This is a genomic window from Barnesiella sp. ET7 (assembly GCF_024733785.1).
Taxonomy (GTDB): Bacteria; Bacteroidota; Bacteroidia; order Bacteroidales; family Barnesiellaceae; genus Barnesiella; species Barnesiella merdigallinarum.
Map to the genome: position 1 here is coordinate 24,380 of NZ_JANRHM010000015.1, position 16,591 is coordinate 40,970.

The 16,591-nt window shown below is 54.2% G+C and carries 14 protein-coding genes; 4 read left to right on the forward strand and 10 right to left on the reverse strand.

Features of this window, described 5'->3' with window-relative positions; all coding sequences use genetic code 11:
• Nucleotides 1–8 precede the first annotated feature (8 nt).
• From NW211_RS10160 to NW211_RS10195, 8 genes are all read right to left on the reverse strand, one after another.
• Nucleotides 9–1,286 (reverse strand): hypothetical protein, encoded by a 1,278-nt coding sequence (locus NW211_RS10160; protein WP_258327754.1) that lies wholly within the window; start codon nucleotides 1,284–1,286, stop codon nucleotides 9–11.
• Between the two features lie 12 nt (nucleotides 1,287–1,298).
• Nucleotides 1,299–2,408: a FimB/Mfa2 family fimbrial subunit gene (locus tag NW211_RS10165; RefSeq protein ID WP_258327755.1), complete on the reverse strand. Its 1,110-nt coding sequence runs from the start codon at nucleotides 2,406–2,408 to the stop codon at nucleotides 1,299–1,301.
• Nucleotides 2,409–2,577: 169 nt separating this feature from the next.
• Nucleotides 2,578–3,861: a hypothetical protein gene (locus NW211_RS10170; RefSeq protein WP_258327756.1), complete on the reverse strand. Its 1,284-nt coding sequence runs from the start codon at nucleotides 3,859–3,861 to the stop codon at nucleotides 2,578–2,580.
• 59 nt (nucleotides 3,862–3,920) lie between these two features.
• Entirely contained in the window at nucleotides 3,921–4,823 is a 903-nt protein-coding gene (locus NW211_RS10175) for a hypothetical protein (protein ID WP_258327757.1), read from the reverse strand.
• An 18-nt stretch (nucleotides 4,824–4,841) separates the two neighbouring features.
• Nucleotides 4,842–6,614, reverse strand: coding sequence for a hypothetical protein (locus tag NW211_RS10180; RefSeq protein WP_258327758.1), 1,773 nt, complete (start codon nucleotides 6,612–6,614; stop codon nucleotides 4,842–4,844).
• 6 nt (nucleotides 6,615–6,620) lie between these two features.
• Nucleotides 6,621–7,181 (reverse strand): DUF3575 domain-containing protein, encoded by a 561-nt coding sequence (locus tag NW211_RS10185; RefSeq protein WP_309249706.1) that lies wholly within the window; start codon nucleotides 7,179–7,181, stop codon nucleotides 6,621–6,623.
• Between the two features lie 508 nt (nucleotides 7,182–7,689).
• The gene (locus tag NW211_RS10190) at nucleotides 7,690–8,544 is read right to left on the reverse strand and encodes a helix-turn-helix transcriptional regulator (protein WP_258327760.1); all 855 of its coding nucleotides are present in this window, start codon (nucleotides 8,542–8,544) and stop codon (nucleotides 7,690–7,692) included.
• Between the two features lie 322 nt (nucleotides 8,545–8,866).
• A complete protein-coding gene (locus tag NW211_RS10195; protein WP_258327761.1) occupies nucleotides 8,867–9,541 on the reverse strand; it encodes a hypothetical protein in 675 nt (224 codons plus the stop codon).
• A 285-nt stretch (nucleotides 9,542–9,826) separates the two neighbouring features.
• Here NW211_RS10195 and ffh point away from each other — a divergent pair, with 285 nt between their 5' ends.
• The 3 genes from ffh to NW211_RS10210 all read left to right on the forward strand — a co-directional run bounded on the left by ffh (nucleotide 9,827) and on the right by NW211_RS10210 (nucleotide 13,242).
• Nucleotides 9,827–11,149 (forward strand): signal recognition particle protein, encoded by a 1,323-nt coding sequence (gene ffh, locus NW211_RS10200; RefSeq protein WP_087409618.1) that lies wholly within the window; start codon nucleotides 9,827–9,829, stop codon nucleotides 11,147–11,149.
• Between the two features lie 116 nt (nucleotides 11,150–11,265).
• Entirely contained in the window at nucleotides 11,266–12,147 is an 882-nt protein-coding gene (gene folD, locus NW211_RS10205; protein ID WP_258327762.1) for a bifunctional methylenetetrahydrofolate dehydrogenase/methenyltetrahydrofolate cyclohydrolase FolD, read from the forward strand.
• A 12-nt stretch (nucleotides 12,148–12,159) separates the two neighbouring features.
• On the forward strand, nucleotides 12,160–13,242 hold the full coding sequence (locus tag NW211_RS10210) for a CapA family protein (RefSeq protein WP_258327763.1): 1,083 nt from the start codon (nucleotides 12,160–12,162) through the stop codon (nucleotides 13,240–13,242).
• A gap of 161 nt (nucleotides 13,243–13,403) precedes the next feature.
• Here NW211_RS10210 and miaA read toward each other — a convergent pair whose 3' ends face one another.
• Nucleotides 13,404–14,303 carry a tRNA (adenosine(37)-N6)-dimethylallyltransferase MiaA gene (gene miaA, locus NW211_RS10215; RefSeq protein ID WP_087409620.1) on the reverse strand — a complete coding sequence of 300 codons (900 nt, stop codon included), beginning with the start codon at nucleotides 14,301–14,303 and terminating at the stop codon, nucleotides 13,404–13,406.
• Nucleotides 14,304–14,391: 88 nt separating this feature from the next.
• Entirely contained in the window at nucleotides 14,392–15,612 is a 1,221-nt protein-coding gene (gene pepT, locus NW211_RS10220; RefSeq protein ID WP_087409621.1) for a peptidase T, read from the reverse strand.
• A 120-nt stretch (nucleotides 15,613–15,732) separates the two neighbouring features.
• On the opposite strand from pepT, the gene NW211_RS10225 reads away from it, so the two are divergent.
• Nucleotides 15,733–16,587: a DNA/RNA non-specific endonuclease gene (locus NW211_RS10225; protein WP_258327764.1), complete on the forward strand. Its 855-nt coding sequence runs from the start codon at nucleotides 15,733–15,735 to the stop codon at nucleotides 16,585–16,587.
• Nucleotides 16,588–16,591 lie beyond the last annotated feature (4 nt).

The window sequence follows — 16,591 nt, forward strand, 5'->3', positions numbered from 1 at the left end:
TCGTTGTTCTATATTATATCAAAATTATGCTCGTCTTCAAAATTGGGATTCACCACGATTTCAATGTTCGGCTCGCTGGTATCGACCGCGATGTTGTCGAACCGCCCGCTCAGGTTCACCCGCACATTGGAGTAGGAATAGAAACAGAATTTACCGGCATTGCCGTTGTAGACATAGAGGTCGCTACCGTGTTTCAAATCGCTGCCCACGTTGTAAACGGCGGCATCGTCGCCCGTGAGGTAGTGGCTCGTTTGCGGGCGCAAGTCGAATACCCGGTCTCTGCTGCTTTCGCCGGTATAGGAAATTTTCACCCAAAAGCGCATACCCACTTCGCTGGGCAGCAGGAACGACGAGAGTTCGGCGCTCTCGGCTGTCGGCGAGATGTCGGTCCGGGCCAGCAACACGCTGTCGTTCTGTGTCGTGTTGGCGGGATCGGTCACGGCGTGTACCGGATAATAGGAGCCGTGCGTACCGTTGAGCGTAATCTGTGTGGGGAAATGGTCGGCATACAACTCGATACTCGATACCTCCCCGGCCGGTATGTCGGTAATGGTGAGGTTCACCTGGCTCACAATGCGGAAAATGCGACCGGTGAGATCTCCCGTATGATTACTCTCACCCCAACCACTCTGATAATACACGTTCTCGGCTTTGTCAAAATTCGACTTCCAGTCATCTTCATTCTTGAATCGCAATATACCATAGTAAAGTTCGGGAGTGACATATGACGTTCCCGCCCCGTTGAGACTGAGGGTCGACGACGTGCGGTTCGCTATATTCGTGGTAAAATTCGACTTATCGGCCTCGGTATAGGCCAGTGCCGTATTGTATATATAAAAATAATAATTATCCTTGTGCGCATTGAGTTGCGCTTCGGTATAACCGTCGCGACCCATAATCTTCAAATCAAAAACAGGGTCGATCGTCACGCTCGAATTTACATTAGGATTGTTATAGACATACCTATTCTCATCGGGCCAACTGGAATCCCCAATTCCTACCCCTTGAAAAAACGGATAGATTTCGAGGCGGTCGGCGCGGCAAGTACCTTCGACACCCGGCCCCGACGTGTCGTCGGCTCCGGTAAACCGGGTTTGCGCCACCAAATCGCCATTGCCGCCGCAGACCACAATGCCTTCGCCGGGAGTATTCATACCTGTTGTCCCTCCTGCGGGAGAAGAGGCAGGCTCGTCGCTGTCGCATCCGCCGAGGAGCATGGCCACCGGACAGACAGCCGCAAGCATCAGCTTGCCTATCGCATATTTCATATTCGCTATTTTCATCATCTTCATATTCGATTACAAGGGTATATCCACATCGACCTGCCAATTACCGTCGATTACAATGTCGGTCATCTTGCCGCCGAGGTCTTCGGGTTCGTCGATATCGGCCGATTTATGACCTATCGAGTACAGCCAGTTGGCGCGAAGGGGGAAATCATAGGTGTATGCGCCCTCGCCGGTGTCGAGTTTCACGTTTTTAACCTCCGTTCCCGAAGCATTGGTGAGACGCAAGGTGAGCATAGCCTGCTGCTGCGGTATGGGCAAGAGGAAAGCTGCGGCATAGACACTGCCCCGTTGCTTGGCGATGGTCGAGCCATCGGCAAGTGTCACGCTCTCGGCGGCGAGCACTTCGTCGTTCACCGGCATCGACAACAGTACTTCGGTCTCCTCGCCTAATTGTTCGGTACCAAAGTCGGCCTCTTCGGCTTGCTTGCACAACGGCACATTGCTATATTGCGGAGTCGCACATATCAATTCTATTTTTGTCACTCCCTCGGGCACGTTGGTCAAATAGCACTGCACCCCGGCTACCCGGCGCCGCAGCTCCAACGCAACCGTAATGTCGTCGACACGGTTCCACTCGGCTTGGGCGAATCCCGCCATCAATTCGGCCGAAGCGATGTCGTCTGCCGATTTCCCGGCCGCAAGGCGAGCGTAGGCATCGGCCAGCCGTGTGCCCGTTGTCACGCCGTCGCCGGCCTCGATGGCATCGGGCAGGCCATAGGCGGTGGCGGCACCTCGCAGCGAGGTGTCGGGCAGGCGGTCACCCGTCAACGGGTTGTCTATACCCACGGCAAGGAAAGTGTACTCCCCCGCATCGAGACGGGTGCGCAACTTATAGTATTGCGCGGCGATTTGGCCCTCCTGCCGGTGCCACATAGCGTTTTCGCTCACTACACAGCGAGCGTCGTCGCCGGTACCCTTGAAAGCATATACCTGCACATAGGTCACGTGCTGCAAAGGATCGCTCCCGGCCAGCGAGACACGCGAGGCCGGAGTGCCCGACGATTGCAAGGCGATAACGATTTCGCCATCGCCGCCGCCCACGGGCAACATTTCGTCGCTGCCGCACGCGGCCAACAGGCAGGCCGCCAAAGAAAATGATAAGATACGTGCAAATTTCATCTCTCTGTTCTTTCGTATTTCTTGTATTTGGTGACGGCAGGGGGAACATTCAACCCCCGGCCGCCGATATCGGTGAGCCGCCGTAGCGACCGGTTACACCTGCCGGGCTGTGGGACGACAGTCCCGGCAAGACACGCTCGGTAACCTTTTTGTCATTATGCAGCAAACATCAATCGAGTTCCATACCGGGAATGTTCTCCCAGGCGCCATCGACTACGATAATGAGCTCTTGGCCTTTGCTCAAATCTTCCGGAGTGTCGTCACCTTCTTCGGGATCGGGGTTCTCACCGCCATCATCGCCAGCAGCACGAACACCGATGGTGTAAAGTTGGTTACGGAGGATACTGTAAACCGATGTAGACTCTGCAACCTCGTTATTGTCGGCACCTTCAACCACATTAACGGTTTGTGCGGTTTTGAGGTTTACATTCCAATATTTCAAGATGTTATCACTCTCATCGAGCAGTTGCAACTGCAAGGTGTTGGTTCCATTGACAGCCTTGAAAGGCACCAGGAATTTACCGCCGAATACCGAACCCGTTTCGAACGAAACATTCGGCTCGGTGATAGCAGGGTCTTTTCGCCAACCAGTATCGCCGGCATCGAACATGTCATTGGCATTTGTATCGCCACTGGGGAACCATTGGTTCAGGTCGATGCGATATACCTCATAACCTTTGTGAGAGCCATCGAAATAGTCCTCCGAAGCGGAGTTGAAAGAGTTCTTTCCGTTCACGGCGTTCTTCTGGTCGAAGCCATCGAAGATTACCTCTTTCATCTTGTTGGAAGCAATCAGACGCAAGTACTTAGCATCTTCACCTTTGGGCCCTTTGGCGGGGATATTGGTGAAATAACCGTAAGTACCGGCCACCTGACGTTTCAACACGATAGATTGAGAGAAGCCTTTGCCTGCAACCACCTCAAATTCACCGTTTTCAAATCCACCGGCAAAGATTTCTTCGGCGTCACCGTCGGTAACCACGCTAATCGGATTAAACTGTTCGCCTACGGCAAGACCGGCGAGGTCTGTGGTCAAATCGGTATAAGAGCTACCGTCGGAATAGCCCACGGCATATGCCTTGTAAGTACCGGGGACGAGTTTGTTTTCACCTTTGAGTTCGATGGTCGTTTGACGGCCGTGGCCATCGGCAGTAGCGATAACGTTGGAATTCGTCATCCAGGTATTGATTACATCGGCATACACGATTTGATTTTGGTTTCCACCGTCATTGTCGGTGCGAACAATCGTAAATTTCACGAAATCGATGTCCTGCTCGTAAGCCTGGCTGTACAAAGGACGGCCGGCACGGGTGGGAACGGCGTCTTTGTTGGCCACAGAAATGGTGAACACTTGACTCTCGCTGTTGAATACAGGAGCGTCGGTTTCTTCGTTACATGCTACCAATGCCAGCAACGACAAGGCAGCCAAACCTGAGATTACATGTTTTTTCATCTTAACTTAAAAATCAAATTTAACCAAATTATACAATGTGTTTTCTTATTTATTTTCTCTTAATCGATCACGAGGTCGTGAATATTTTCCCAACGGGAATCGACCCAGATGTAAATCTCGAACGCCCCCGTCACGACATCATAGTCGTAGCGCACCACCTCAATGTGGTTGCGGGCGAGCGATAATTGCAAGGGTGCAGGCTCACAAACCGGATTCTCGCGCGAAGCATCGTTGTAAAAATTGACATCGAGCGTAGAGCGCTGGCCTCCGACCGAGGGAGCCACATAGATATCGGTGAGTATACTCGGCTCGCCGCCCCACTCGTGCGTGGTCTTGACCGCGGTAGCCTCGCCATACTCGAAACGGCTGTTAATCGACCCGGCCACGTTGTCGATGGTCTTGTCGCTCCATCTCACGGAAGCCGGCAGGTTTATCGTCTCGATGAGCAGCTTTCCTTTCACCCGACGCAAATCGAGCTGATGCGTGCCCCGGTCGTAGTCATAGTCGATGGTGTCGCACGCCATATAGAGGTCGAATCCCTCGACATGGCCGGGGTGCAGCACCGAGGTCCTCACACCGCCCGCCTCGTCGAGAACCTCCTCGTCGGGGAGGTTGCCCCACGCGGTAACGATGTATTTGCCGAAAGGCAGCTCTTCGGGTATCCCCTCGCAAGCTACCTGCAAGCCGTTGCCGTCGACCTGTTGCAAAAATCGCTCGACAATCACCTCGCCGGTCGCATAGTCCTCGATGACATAATAGAGGGTCGAGGCGAAAGCCTTGAAAGGCTCGTCGTCGCTCCGCTTCGTATCCAATCCCGAGGCAGCCACTTCGTCGATGTTGTCGTAGTTTCTGTCGCCAATGCCTATCGTCACCTGCAAGGGGGGACAAGGTTGTATATCCTCACGCACGCACGCGCCGAGCGCGGCTGCCAGCATGAACAATATGAGAGGTTTTCGAATCATGTCTAACTCTTTACCTTATTATTTATATATAGCCGTGCGAAAATCCAGGTTATCGCGGTAGGGCTTGAAATCGTATTCGGTTTTTGCACGTTCGCGCAAGACAGCATCTTCGGCTGCCCGGGCAATATGCTCCAAGGCTTCGGTATCGCGTCCGAGACGGGCTGCCGTGATAGCCCTCACATACTCGCACTGCGGCGTGCGGGAGTCGATGGCCCGCAGCATGCGGTCGGCCTCGTCGTTCTTGTCGACGCTCAATGCCACCACGGCGCTGTTGATGTCGCCAAAGGGAGCGAGCAACTCGTAGGCTTCGTCGAACTGGCGCAACTGCGCTTTCACAAGTCCGAGGTTGTAGCGAGCCTCGGGGTCGTCGACCTCGGTTTCGAGCAGCTCGACGGCTTTTTCATATTCGTTGCGATAGACATAGAGGGCAGCCCGGGTTTTCAACGTCTCTTCGCTGTATCCCTCCACACTGTCGAACACCTCGCGGGCCTCGTCTTCCTTGCCCTCGCGGAGCAACAGCACCGCCAGGTTGTTGGCAGCCACGCGCGATTGCGGGAAATAGTGGAGAATGGTGCGATAGACCTCTTTCTTCTCCTCGGGAGTCTGTTTCAAGGTAGAAACCCGCAACAGTTCATCTTCGCTGAATGCGTCGGGCCGCCTGTCATACATCTCGAGCAATTCCTCATCGGTGGTAAAGCTCCTTATCTGATAGGAATAGAGATATTCTACATTACGGTCTTTCTGCAAATAGTTGTCTCTTATTCTCTTCCAACAATCCAACCGGCGGATATAGTACTCCTGCACGTCGTCGTTGTAGTCGGCATATTTATCGAGAATCGCAGCCACAGCCGTGGTGTCGGGGTCGCCGGCGGCACGCATGGCTTCCAGCACAGGGCCCCAACCCTCGGGACGCGAGCTGATTGAGAAGCGTTTTTGCAATTCGGCGGGAATGTTCAGCTGCTGTACCAGCCATTTCATAGCCGAGTTGGCACGGTTGCGCGACAAGGGAATATTGATGCGCAACGAACCGTCGGCCGAAGCCACACCGGTAATCTTGACATATTCGAGGGTAGCCAGGGTATCGGCCAGAATGGGTCCCAGCTTGGCCAGCATCGTGTCGAGCTCGGCTTTGTTGCGCCCGAGGTCGGTGCGAATATCATATCGGTTGATAATGAATTGCAAGCGCGCCACACCTTGCCCGCTGCGAATCTTGGGTTTTATCTTAAATTCGGGTTCGATCCAATCGAGCTTCAACGATTCTTTTACATCGATGAGCGAAACGGGATTGGTGAGCCCGGCCAAATGGAGCGTGTCGATACCCGAGCAAACACCGCAACCATCGGTCGAGACCTTGGCAATTACCTCGCCACTCTCGACACCCTCGGGCAACACGACGGTTTGCCGATAGGGAATGGTCTGGGCTTCGCCGTTGTCGACCTTCCGGGAATACGAGGCAACGGTGTCGACTTTGTTTTCGAGCTTGGCGGCACGCTCGGTCTTCTTGGTAAATATGGGAGCGTCGAGCACCACTTGGGGATACTCTTCGATAAGGCTGTCGCCGCTATACAAGGCGGGCGATATGAAGAGCCGGCTCCGCTTGGAAAAATAGTGTTCGGGAACATGGAAAGTCACGTCCAACCCCGCGCTGCGCGTCGAGTCGAGCGTCAACACTTTCTCGCCGGGCTCGACCGTAATGCGTTTCCCGGCCCGATGCGAGGCACAGCCGGTCGCTACCATCGTCGCCGTTGCCAACACCGCAAATGATAATGTTTTATATTTCTTGATTTCCATAATCGACTAAAACAAATAAATGATTGACAGAGCCGCTTTGGTGGGACCCAGGTAATTTTTGTGCCGCGGCTCGACACACTTCTTGCACGGTATGCGAGGGCTCTCGTCGTACCACAGCCGCGCATAGCCTGCCCCGATGGCAAGCTCGAGATTCCAGTGCGGAGAAAGCATCCAGTCATAGCCATAGGTGATACCGCCACCGGCCAGGTAACCATCGTAACGCCGCTCTTTGAATCCGCCGAAGAACTGCGCGCCGTGCAAATGCAGCCCGATGAAATGACCCTCGAATTTCTCGCAGAACCAATAGCGGGCCTCGGGTTGCACCAACCAGAACTTCATCTTTTTGTCATCCTTGAATGTCCACGGATTGTATGCGCCGGCAATCTCGACTGTAACCTTGTTGCTTAGTGCAAACTCCACGCCGGCATTGGGTGTAGTAGTGAGCCAATAAAGGGCATTGGTTTTCAATGCTGCCTTTTGCGCATTTGCCGACAGACAAATGCCCAGCAATGCAGCAACTCCCCAACAACCTATCTTAAACCTTAATAAATTCATGAAATTGTTCATCTCTGATTTTCAGCTGCAAAATTATGGCAAAGCCTATAACCGGCTATTATGAAAAAATGCTAAAAATTTATGATTTTATGCCATTATTCACATTCTCACAAGGCTCTATCCTCCCGAAAAAGCGCACTCACATAGAGCGTTTGCAGCAACCATAAAGCGAATAAATACCTATAAATCAATAATATAGCAACGCATAGGGGGGGGGTAAAAATCGCACTTGAACAAGCAGCGGAGAGCAACCCAACAAGGCAAGGTAGCCCAATCGAGCGCCTACCTATAACTATATGTTATAACATGAAATCCCGATAAAATATCCGTAAGAAGCCTGTATATGTGGCAAAAAAGTTTCTCCCACCGGCATCGACGGGGCAATAGAACCGGACTCCCGTATGACTACTCTATATCCCGGCGGGAAAGTGTATCGGGACAAGAAAGAGAGGCGTTGACTTTCACATGTTTTTACGGAGGCTCCCCCTCTGAAATTTCAGAAAAGAGCCCCAACGATTGGCTAAAACTGGTCGAAGCGTAACTCGGTGGGATTTTTCCCAAACTGCCGCTTGCAGAAATTGGAGAAATATTGTACCGACGAAAAGCCAAACTCGTCGGCTATTTCGTTGATTGCCTTCGTCGAAGTCTTTAACTCCCGAATAATCAACTCGCTCTTCCGTTCCAGCAGCCACTCGTTGAACGGCTTTCTGAAAGCCTGCTTGAACTTGCGTTGGAATGTGGAGGGCGACATGTTGGCAAGCTCGGAGAACTGCTTGATGTCGGCAAATTTTCTGTAATGTTGCAGCACAAAACTCCTGAACTTGTTGTCGACACCCAATACCGGCATGAACATTTTTACCAAATCTTCTTTGGAATAATAGGCCCGCAACAGCAAGAAAAGCTCCTGCAATTTAAGCTGATGGTAGTGCATGCACAATATGCCATCTTGCATGCACTCGGTCAACAGGCAAAAGAACTCGTGCAGCCGGTCGCAAATGGGCAAGGTGAACAACCGGTTTTCCTTCGACACGCTCTCCTGCATCTCATGGGTCAGGTTGTCGAACGTGTAGATGTTGCAAAACTTGGGTATCCCGGTAAACGCACACGTCAACAACTGTGCAGACGTCAACTGCCAGCCATAAAAGTTAACACACGGAGGCACAAAGAAAAAACGGCGCTCCCCTATCTCGACGGTGTTATGCCGACCGAATTTTATCACAATCGTACCCTTGCCCACGAAACACAGCATGGAGCGGTTCATCTCGGAAAACACCGGCGGGGAATCTTTCTCCAACTCGAAATACTTGAATACCGACTCCTCCGGTACATTGTAATTATAGCATGTTTTATGCTCTTCTTCATAAAAAATAGACATATCGACCAATTTTGAGTCTAATATGAAGTAAAAGTATAGAATATGCAATAACCACCCTGTTTTTTAATACTTATTAAGAGTATAAGCGCCAGCCATCACCCTGCAACCTCCCCCCTCTACCTATAATAATATTTTATACTACCTGTATACCCCAAATCCGTGTTATCGCAGCAAGGCTTCTTGTATCTATCTGTATTCCATGACAATCCACACTCATGTCTTATCGGGACGGTATGATGTCGCAATAGGTTCAAGCAAAGACTGCGCCAAGCCCCTACCCCCCCCAGACAAAAAAAGAGACCTGCCGGCCTCTCCCTTTGTATTACAAATCTTCTATGGCTGCATTGCGCACGACCTGTCCGTTCTCCTTATCCTTATAGACCAGTTGCACATAACACGTCGAGGAACCCCGATACTCTATACTGAGAATGATGTCACCCTCGTCACTCGCAAACCGGGTAACATACTGACATTCGTCATTGCGAACAGCGATCATGCGGAAATCATCGCCGAGATTCCCCAAAGAACCCGTGAAACGCTCGACACACGACACGGGCCGGCCATACTTCTCGACCAGCATCTCCTTCAAAGTCTTGTAGTCGCCATACAGATTTTTCCACTGGTCCTGAATGGGGAAACAGACGGTTATCCGGGAGACCAGGTCTTGGTTGTCGAGCGTGGAGACATAGACCTCGCACTGCTTGAACCCGGCAAAGTCTCCCTCGAGACGATGAATCTCGTCTTGTCGCTCCGAAGTCACTTCGAAGCCTTTGCTCTGCATGCGCGAGAGGAACTGCGCCAGAGACCCGTCGATAGGTACGCCTTTGAATTTCAAGTGTGTGCTTTGTTCCATAGCCACCGAGTCGGCCGTAGCATCGACCTCGACCGGTTCCAAATCCTTATTCTCATCGTCGGGTTCGCTCTTCCATACACCGGCAATTCGAAGACACAACAATACCAACACGACAACCAGAAGAAATGTGAAGAATTTTTTCATACTGCAATCAATTAAAATCAAAGTTCTGTCGGCCTTTCCCACCCCAACTACCGGCAAGTGTTCCATGCAGAAGGATCGGAAGAGCTGTAAATCATTGACAATAATAGCAAATTTTTTCTAATTTTCGAGCCTGTCATACAAAATAATTGCATGCCTCGCGCGACTTTCGCAACGGGTCGAAGAGAAACGTATGTTATTCTTCGGTTTTTATTCGCATATTCCGTCGATTTTGAGTAATTTTGCACCGATTTATCCATCAGTGTAAAAATTTTTGTTTGAAAAACTATGTTCGAAAACCTGAGTGAAAGACTGGAACGGTCTTTTAAAATATTGAAAGGTGAAGGCAAAATCACCGAAATCAACGTGGCCGAGACGCTGAAAGATGTGCGCCGTGCGCTGCTCGATGCCGATGTCAACTACAAAGTGGCCAAGCAATTCACCGATACCGTAAAGGCGAAGGCGCTGGGACAGGATGTACTCACCGCCGTAAAGCCGGGGCAGTTGATGGTGAAGATCGTACACGACGAACTGGCTGCCCTGATGGGAGGCGAAACGGCCGACCTCAACCTGTCGCAAAATCCGTCGATTATCCTCATGTCGGGTTTGCAGGGTTCGGGTAAGACCACATTCTCGGGCAAGCTGGCCAAGATGCTGAAATCGAAAAAGGCCAAACGCCCCTTGCTTGTGGCTTGCGACGTGTACCGTCCCGCCGCTATCGAGCAGTTGAAGGTGCTGGGCGAGCAGATTGACGTACCGGTCTATACCGAGCCCGACAGCAAGGATGCCGTGAGCATCGCCGCCAATGCCGTGAAATATGCCAAAGAAAACCACTTCGACCTGGTCATCGTCGATACCGCCGGCCGGTTGGCCATCGACGAGCAAATGATGAACGAAATCGAGGCCATCAAGAAGAAGATAAACCCCACCGAAATTCTGTTCGTGGTCGATGCCATGACCGGTCAGGATGCCGTCAACACCGCCAAGGAGTTCAACGACCGCCTCGACTTCAACGGCGTGGTTCTGACCAAACTCGACGGCGATACCCGCGGTGGTGCCGCCCTCTCCATCCGCACGGTGGTCGACAAGCCCATCAAGTTTATCGGTACCGGCGAGAAGCTCGAAGCCATCGACTACTTCCACCCCGCCCGTATGGCCGACCGTATCCTGGGCATGGGCGATATCGTTTCGCTGGTTGAGCGGGCTCAGGAGCAATACGACGAAGAGGAGGCCAAACGGCTGCAAAAGAAGATTGCCAAGAACCAGTTCGACTTCAACGACTTCCTCAGCCAGATACAGCAAATCAAAAAGATGGGTAACCTCAAAGACCTGGCCTCGATGATTCCGGGTGTGGGCAAAGCCATCAAGGATATGGACATCGACGACAACGCCTTCAAGAGCATCGAAGCCATCATCTACTCGATGACCCCCAAAGAGCGCAGCAACCCCGAGCTGCTCAACGGCAGCCGCCGCCAGCGCATCGCCGCCGGTAGCGGCACCTCCATCCAGGAGGTGAACCGACTCATCAAGCAGTTTGACCAGACGCGCAAGATGATGCGAATGGTTACCCAGAACAAGGGCGCCATGATGAAAGGATTCAGACGGAAATAAGAAAACATACATTATCAACCATGAAACTGCCGGATATACTCTCACCCCAACGACCGATTGCCCCGAGGCAAATAGAGAGTGTGTCCGGCAGTTTTTTCATATAATCTCTAATGCTTATGCAACTAATCGACGGAAAAGCGGTGGCCGACCGCATCAAACAAGAAATCGCCCAGGAGGTTGCCGACATTTGCAATGCCGGCGGCAAACGCCCCCACCTGGCAGCCGTCCTGGTAGGACACGACGGCGGTAGTGAAACCTATGTAGCCCACAAGGTAAAAGCCTGCGAACAGTGCGGATTCAAATCGACACTCGTCCGTTACGAAAGCGACGTGACCGAAGAGGAGCTGCTGCGCAAGGTCGACGAACTGAACAACGACCCCGACATCGACGGTTTCATCGTGCAACTGCCTCTGCCCAAACACATCTCGGAACAGAAGGTAATCGAGGCCATCGACTACCGCAAGGATGTAGACGGCTTCCACCCCGTAAACGTGGGCCGCATGTCTATCGGCCTGCCCTGCTTCGTATCGGCTACCCCGGCCGGAATCATGGAGCTGCTGGCCCGCTACAACATCGAGACCAAGGGCAAACACTGCGTGGTGCTGGGCCGCAGCAACATCGTGGGTAAACCCGTGGCTACCCTGATGATGCAGAAGACCTACCCGGGCAACGCCACCGTAACCGTATGCCACAGCGCCACCCCCAATATCAAGGAGATATGCCGCACGGCCGACATCATCATCGCCGCCCTCGGTTCGCCCGAGTTTGTCACGGCCGATATGGTGAAAGAGGGTGCCGTCATCATCGACGTAGGTACCACCCGTGTTCCCGACGCCACGAAGAAGTCGGGCTTCAAGCTCACCGGCGACGTGAAGTTCAGCGAGGTTGCTCCCCTCTGCTCCTACATCACCCCCGTACCCGGCGGCGTAGGGCCCATGACCATCGTATCGCTCATGCGCAACACCCTGCTGGCCGGCAAGAAAGCCATTTACCAATAAGACCTTCGGGCCATGACAGGGCTTGTCACCTTTTTAGCACCGCTTTTATTAGGGCAAACTCCGGTAGTTCCCGCTACCGCAGTTTCCCTGCTTTTTGCGGGCGATGCCATGCAGCACCAGGCCCAGATTACCTCGGCTCGCACCGGCGAAGGTTATGACTACTCGGGCTGTTTCGAACTGATAGCCCCCGAGGTTTCGGCGGCCGACTATGCCGTGGTCAACCTCGAAGCCCCCACGGGAGGAGCTCCCTACACGGGCTATCCCTGCTTCTCGGCCCCCGACGAGTTTCCCGCCGCCCTGCAACAGGCGGGTTTCGACCTCTTCCTCACCGCCAACAACCACTGTCTCGACCGCCAGTCGCGTGGAGCCCGGCGCACGCTGCAACGGCTCGACTCCCTCGGCGTCGACCACATAGGCACCTACGAGTCCGACCGTTCGCTCGAGCGTTTCCACCCCTTTGTCACCAACATCAAGGGCATACGCATCGCCTTTCTCAACTACACCTACGGCACCAACGGCTTCACCCCCACCCCGCCCCTCATCGTCAACTACATAGACCGGGCACGCATCAAGCACGACATTCGCCGGGCCCGGGAGCTCCAGGCCGAACTGATTGTGGCCTGCCTGCACTGGGGCAACGAATACCAACTGCTGCCCAACGCCACACAAAAGGAGCTGGCCGACCTGCTGGTCGACGAGGGGGTGCAACTGGTCATCGGGGCCCACCCGCATGTGATTCAACCCATGGAGCTGCGCTGCGACAAGCAGGGCAATCCACAGGCGCTGGTCGTCTATTCGCTGGGCAACTTCATCTCCAACATGAAGACGCGCGACACCGTGGGCGGAGCCCTGGTAAAAGTGACCGTGGCCCGCGACCCGATAAACCGGGTGGTACTGAAGTCGGCCCAATATACGCTGGTCTACACCCGCCGACCCGTCACAGCCGCCGACCCCTTCGTGGTCGTTCCGGCCGAACAGGAGGTGCAGGCTCACCCGCAACGCCCCCACCTGAAGGGGTTCCTGCAAAAGGCTCGCGAAATCTTCTCGCTCTACAATCGGGGTGTAAAGGAATATTTTATAAAGACACGCGACTAATTAAATACCAGGGCGGGAAGTGCACATTCGATGCCCATAGACCCCGCATCAAGTGCGGGGTGACAAACCGGTCATTCCGCGCTGTGACGCGGAATCCAGAAGCGTCCCGGACGGGATATATACACATAAGGAAAGGTAAACAATCCCCCAAAAAATCTTATCTACTTACACCCGTCGATATACTCGATAATCGCCTCCTTGTCGTCGGGCGAGAACCAGTGCATGTCGGGGTCCTTCTTGTACCAGGTCACCTGCTTTTTGGAGTAGACCCGGGTATTGCGTTTAATCTTCTCGATGGCCTGGTCGAGGGTCATCGTCCCGTCGAAACAGGCAAACAGCTCCTTATACCCCACGGTATTGAGCGAATTGAGGTGACGGAGGGGATAGACCCGACGGGCCTCGTCGAGCAGGCCGTCGGCCATCATCTGTTCGGTGCGGCGGGCAATGCGGTCGAACAGCTCTTCGCGCGGGCGGATAAGTCCGATTTTCACGATACGGAAGGGGCGCTGCTTCACCTGCCGGGTGCGCAGGTCGCTATATCGGCCGCCCGTCTGGCGGCAAATCTCAATAGCATGAATCACCCGCTTGTGGTTCTTCAAGTCAACCTCGCCGTAGTAGACCGGGTCGCGCTCGCGCAACTCCTCGCACAGAGCCTCGAGCCCCACGCGGTGGTAGTGCTCCAGCACCTCGCGGCGCACCTCGTCGGTTATGGTAGGAATCTCGTCTATTCCCTTGCACACGGCATCGATATACATCATGGAGCCCCCGGTGAGCAGCACATAAGCGTGCTCTTGAAACAGCGTGTCGAGCAGACGCAGCACCTCCTCCTCGTAGCACGAGGCGCTGTAATAGTCGGTCAAGGCCAGCTGCCCCACGAAATAGTGCTTGACCCGGGCCAGCTGTTCGGCCGTAGGGGCCGCCGTACCGATGGGAATGTCGCGGTAGAACTGCCGGCTGTCGGCCGAGATGATAGGCGCACCGTAGTGCTCGGCCAGCTGCAGGCTGAGTTCGGTCTTTCCCACCCCCGTGGGACCGGTAAGTACAAGGAGGGTTCCTGCCATAAGATGAAGGATTGATATAAAAAGACCGACGAAACAGCCGGGCCTACCACTGGTACCTCATGCTGCTTCGTCGGGATAAAACGGTTTGTTACTTCTCGGCTGCCATGCGGGCGATTTGTACAATCACCTCAGTGGCTTTCTCCATCGACTGGATGGGCACGAACTCGTAGCGTCCGTGGAAGTTGAGGCCGCCGGCGAAGATGTTGGGGCAAGGCAGGCCCTTGAACGACAACTGGGCGCCGTCGGTACCGCCGCGCACCGGTTTCACCATGGGCACCACATCGACGGCACGCATAGCATCGGAGACGAGGTCGACAATGTGCATCACCGGCTCTACCTTCTCGCGCATGTTGTAGTATTGGTCAGAGATTTCGATGCTGGCACAACCGGGGAACTCGTTGTTGATTTTGCGGGTGAGGTGCTCGAGCTCCTTCTTGCGGCGCTCGAAGCGGTCGCGGTCGTGGTCGCGAATGATATAGGTGAGCACCGTTTTCTCGACATTGCCCTCGAACGAAATGAGGTGATAGAAACCCTCGTAGCCTTCGGTATGCTCGGGCGTCTCCCAGCGGGGCAGCATGATGGCATACTGGTTGGCGATACGTATCGAGTTGATCATCTTGTGCTTGGCATAGCCCGGATGTACGTTGCGGCCCTTGAAGGTAACGCGGGCTACGGCGGCGTTGAAATTCTCATACTCCAGCTCGCCAATCTCGCCACCGTCCATCGTGTAGGCCCATTCGGCACCGAAAGCCTTCACGTCGAACTTGTGAGCCCCCTTGCCAATCTCCTCGTCGGGGTTGAAGGCCACCCGTATCTTGCCGTGCTTGATTTCGGGGTGGGCCAACAGGTACTCCATGGCCGTTACAATCTCGGCCACACCGGCCTTGTCGTCGGCACCGAGCAGTGTCTTGCCATCGGTCACAATCAGGTCTTGCCCTACGTAGTGCAGCAGTTCGGGAAACTCCGACGGCTTCAGCACCACATCCTCCTCGGCACACAGCACAATATCGGCACCGCCGTAGTTCTTGACAATGCGGGGCGACACGTGGCGGCCCGACATATCGGGGCTCGTATCGAGGTGGGCGATAAAGCCGATTACCGGCACCTTCTTGTCGGTGTTGGCAGGCAACGTGGCCATCAGATAGCCGTTATCGTCGAGGGTCACCTCGGTAAGGCCTATCTGCTTCAGCTCTTCGGCCAAAGCCTGGGCAAAGACCATCTGCCCCGGCGTACTGGGAGTCATATTGGTAAGCTCGTCCGACTGGGTATCGAAACTTACATAGTGGAGAAAACGATCTACTAAATTCATCGTATATGTTTTTATTGGTTTTTCTTTCCGGTTCATGGTCCGATGGATTCATCCAACAGACGAACAAAGGTAAAAATTTTTTTTCGTACATTTGCACTACCGCATTCAAAAGTAGAGCGTATGGCCAAAAAGAAAAAAAAGAGGAAAAAATCGTCGTCGAGCCAGGGGAGCAGCCTCAAGTCGCTGCTACTGCTGCTACTCATTGCCGGCGGTCTGTGGTACCTCATCCAGCACGCCGACTCGTCGTCGGTCATCTCGGAGGTCACCCGCTCAGACCGGGCCCACATCGAGAAGGCCGAACTGGCCCGCACCCCGGCCGGCCGCCCCTCGCAGATACTCTACCGCACGGGATATGCCACCTCGTACAACCGGCAATGGAAGCTGCCCAACTGGGTGAGCTACGAACTGTTACGCAACGAAACGCAGGGCGAGGTATCGCGCAGCGACCGATTTGTGAGCGACCCCGACGTGAAGGGTACCCCGGCCGACACCCGCGACTACACCCGCAGCGGATATGACCGGGGCCACATGGTGCCCGCCGGCGACATGAAGTGGAGCGAACAGGCCATGGACGAGTCGTTTCTGCTCTCGAACATCTGCCCCCAGGCCCCGGGCTTGAACCGCGGCCGCTGGAAAGAGCTGGAAGAGCTCGTGCGCGAATGGGCCCAGCGCGACAGTGCCCTGCTCGTGGCCTGCGGACCCATCGTGAGCGACTCGCCACGCACCATCGGGCACAACCGCATAGCCGTGCCCGACCGCTACTACAAGGTAGTGGCCGCCCCCTATGTCGACCCGCCGCGAGGCATCGCCTTCCTCTTCGACAACAGCGACGAGCAGCCCCGCATGCGCGCCCTGGCGGTGACCATCGACAGCGTGGAAAAATTAACCGGGATAGATTTCTTCTACAATCTGCCCGACAGCATAGAAACCCCGATAGAAAGCAAGTTATGGATCGAAACATGGAACCTGAACTGAATAC

Coding starts and splice junctions, on each gene's coding strand:
- NW211_RS10160 (WP_258327754.1), bottom strand. CDS start 1,286: ATGATGAAAATAGCGAATATGAAATATGCGATAGGCAAGCTGATGCTT.
- NW211_RS10165 (WP_258327755.1), bottom strand. CDS start 2,408: ATGAAATTTGCACGTATCTTATCATTTTCTTTGGCGGCCTGCCTGTTG.
- NW211_RS10170 (WP_258327756.1), bottom strand. CDS start 3,861: ATGAAAAAACATGTAATCTCAGGTTTGGCTGCCTTGTCGTTGCTGGCA.
- NW211_RS10175 (WP_258327757.1), bottom strand. CDS start 4,823: ATGATTCGAAAACCTCTCATATTGTTCATGCTGGCAGCCGCGCTCGGC.
- NW211_RS10180 (WP_258327758.1), bottom strand. CDS start 6,614: ATGGAAATCAAGAAATATAAAACATTATCATTTGCGGTGTTGGCAACG.
- NW211_RS10185 (WP_309249706.1), bottom strand. CDS start 7,181: ATGAACAATTTCATGAATTTATTAAGGTTTAAGATAGGTTGTTGGGGA.
- NW211_RS10190 (WP_258327760.1), bottom strand. CDS start 8,544: ATGTCTATTTTTTATGAAGAAGAGCATAAAACATGCTATAATTACAAT.
- NW211_RS10195 (WP_258327761.1), bottom strand. CDS start 9,541: ATGAAAAAATTCTTCACATTTCTTCTGGTTGTCGTGTTGGTATTGTTG.
- ffh (WP_087409618.1), top strand. CDS start 9,827: ATGTTCGAAAACCTGAGTGAAAGACTGGAACGGTCTTTTAAAATATTG.
- folD (WP_258327762.1), top strand. CDS start 11,266: ATGCAACTAATCGACGGAAAAGCGGTGGCCGACCGCATCAAACAAGAA.
- NW211_RS10210 (WP_258327763.1), top strand. CDS start 12,160: ATGACAGGGCTTGTCACCTTTTTAGCACCGCTTTTATTAGGGCAAACT.
- miaA (WP_087409620.1), bottom strand. CDS start 14,303: ATGGCAGGAACCCTCCTTGTACTTACCGGTCCCACGGGGGTGGGAAAG.
- pepT (WP_087409621.1), bottom strand. CDS start 15,612: ATGAATTTAGTAGATCGTTTTCTCCACTATGTAAGTTTCGATACCCAG.
- NW211_RS10225 (WP_258327764.1), top strand. CDS start 15,733: ATGGCCAAAAAGAAAAAAAAGAGGAAAAAATCGTCGTCGAGCCAGGGG.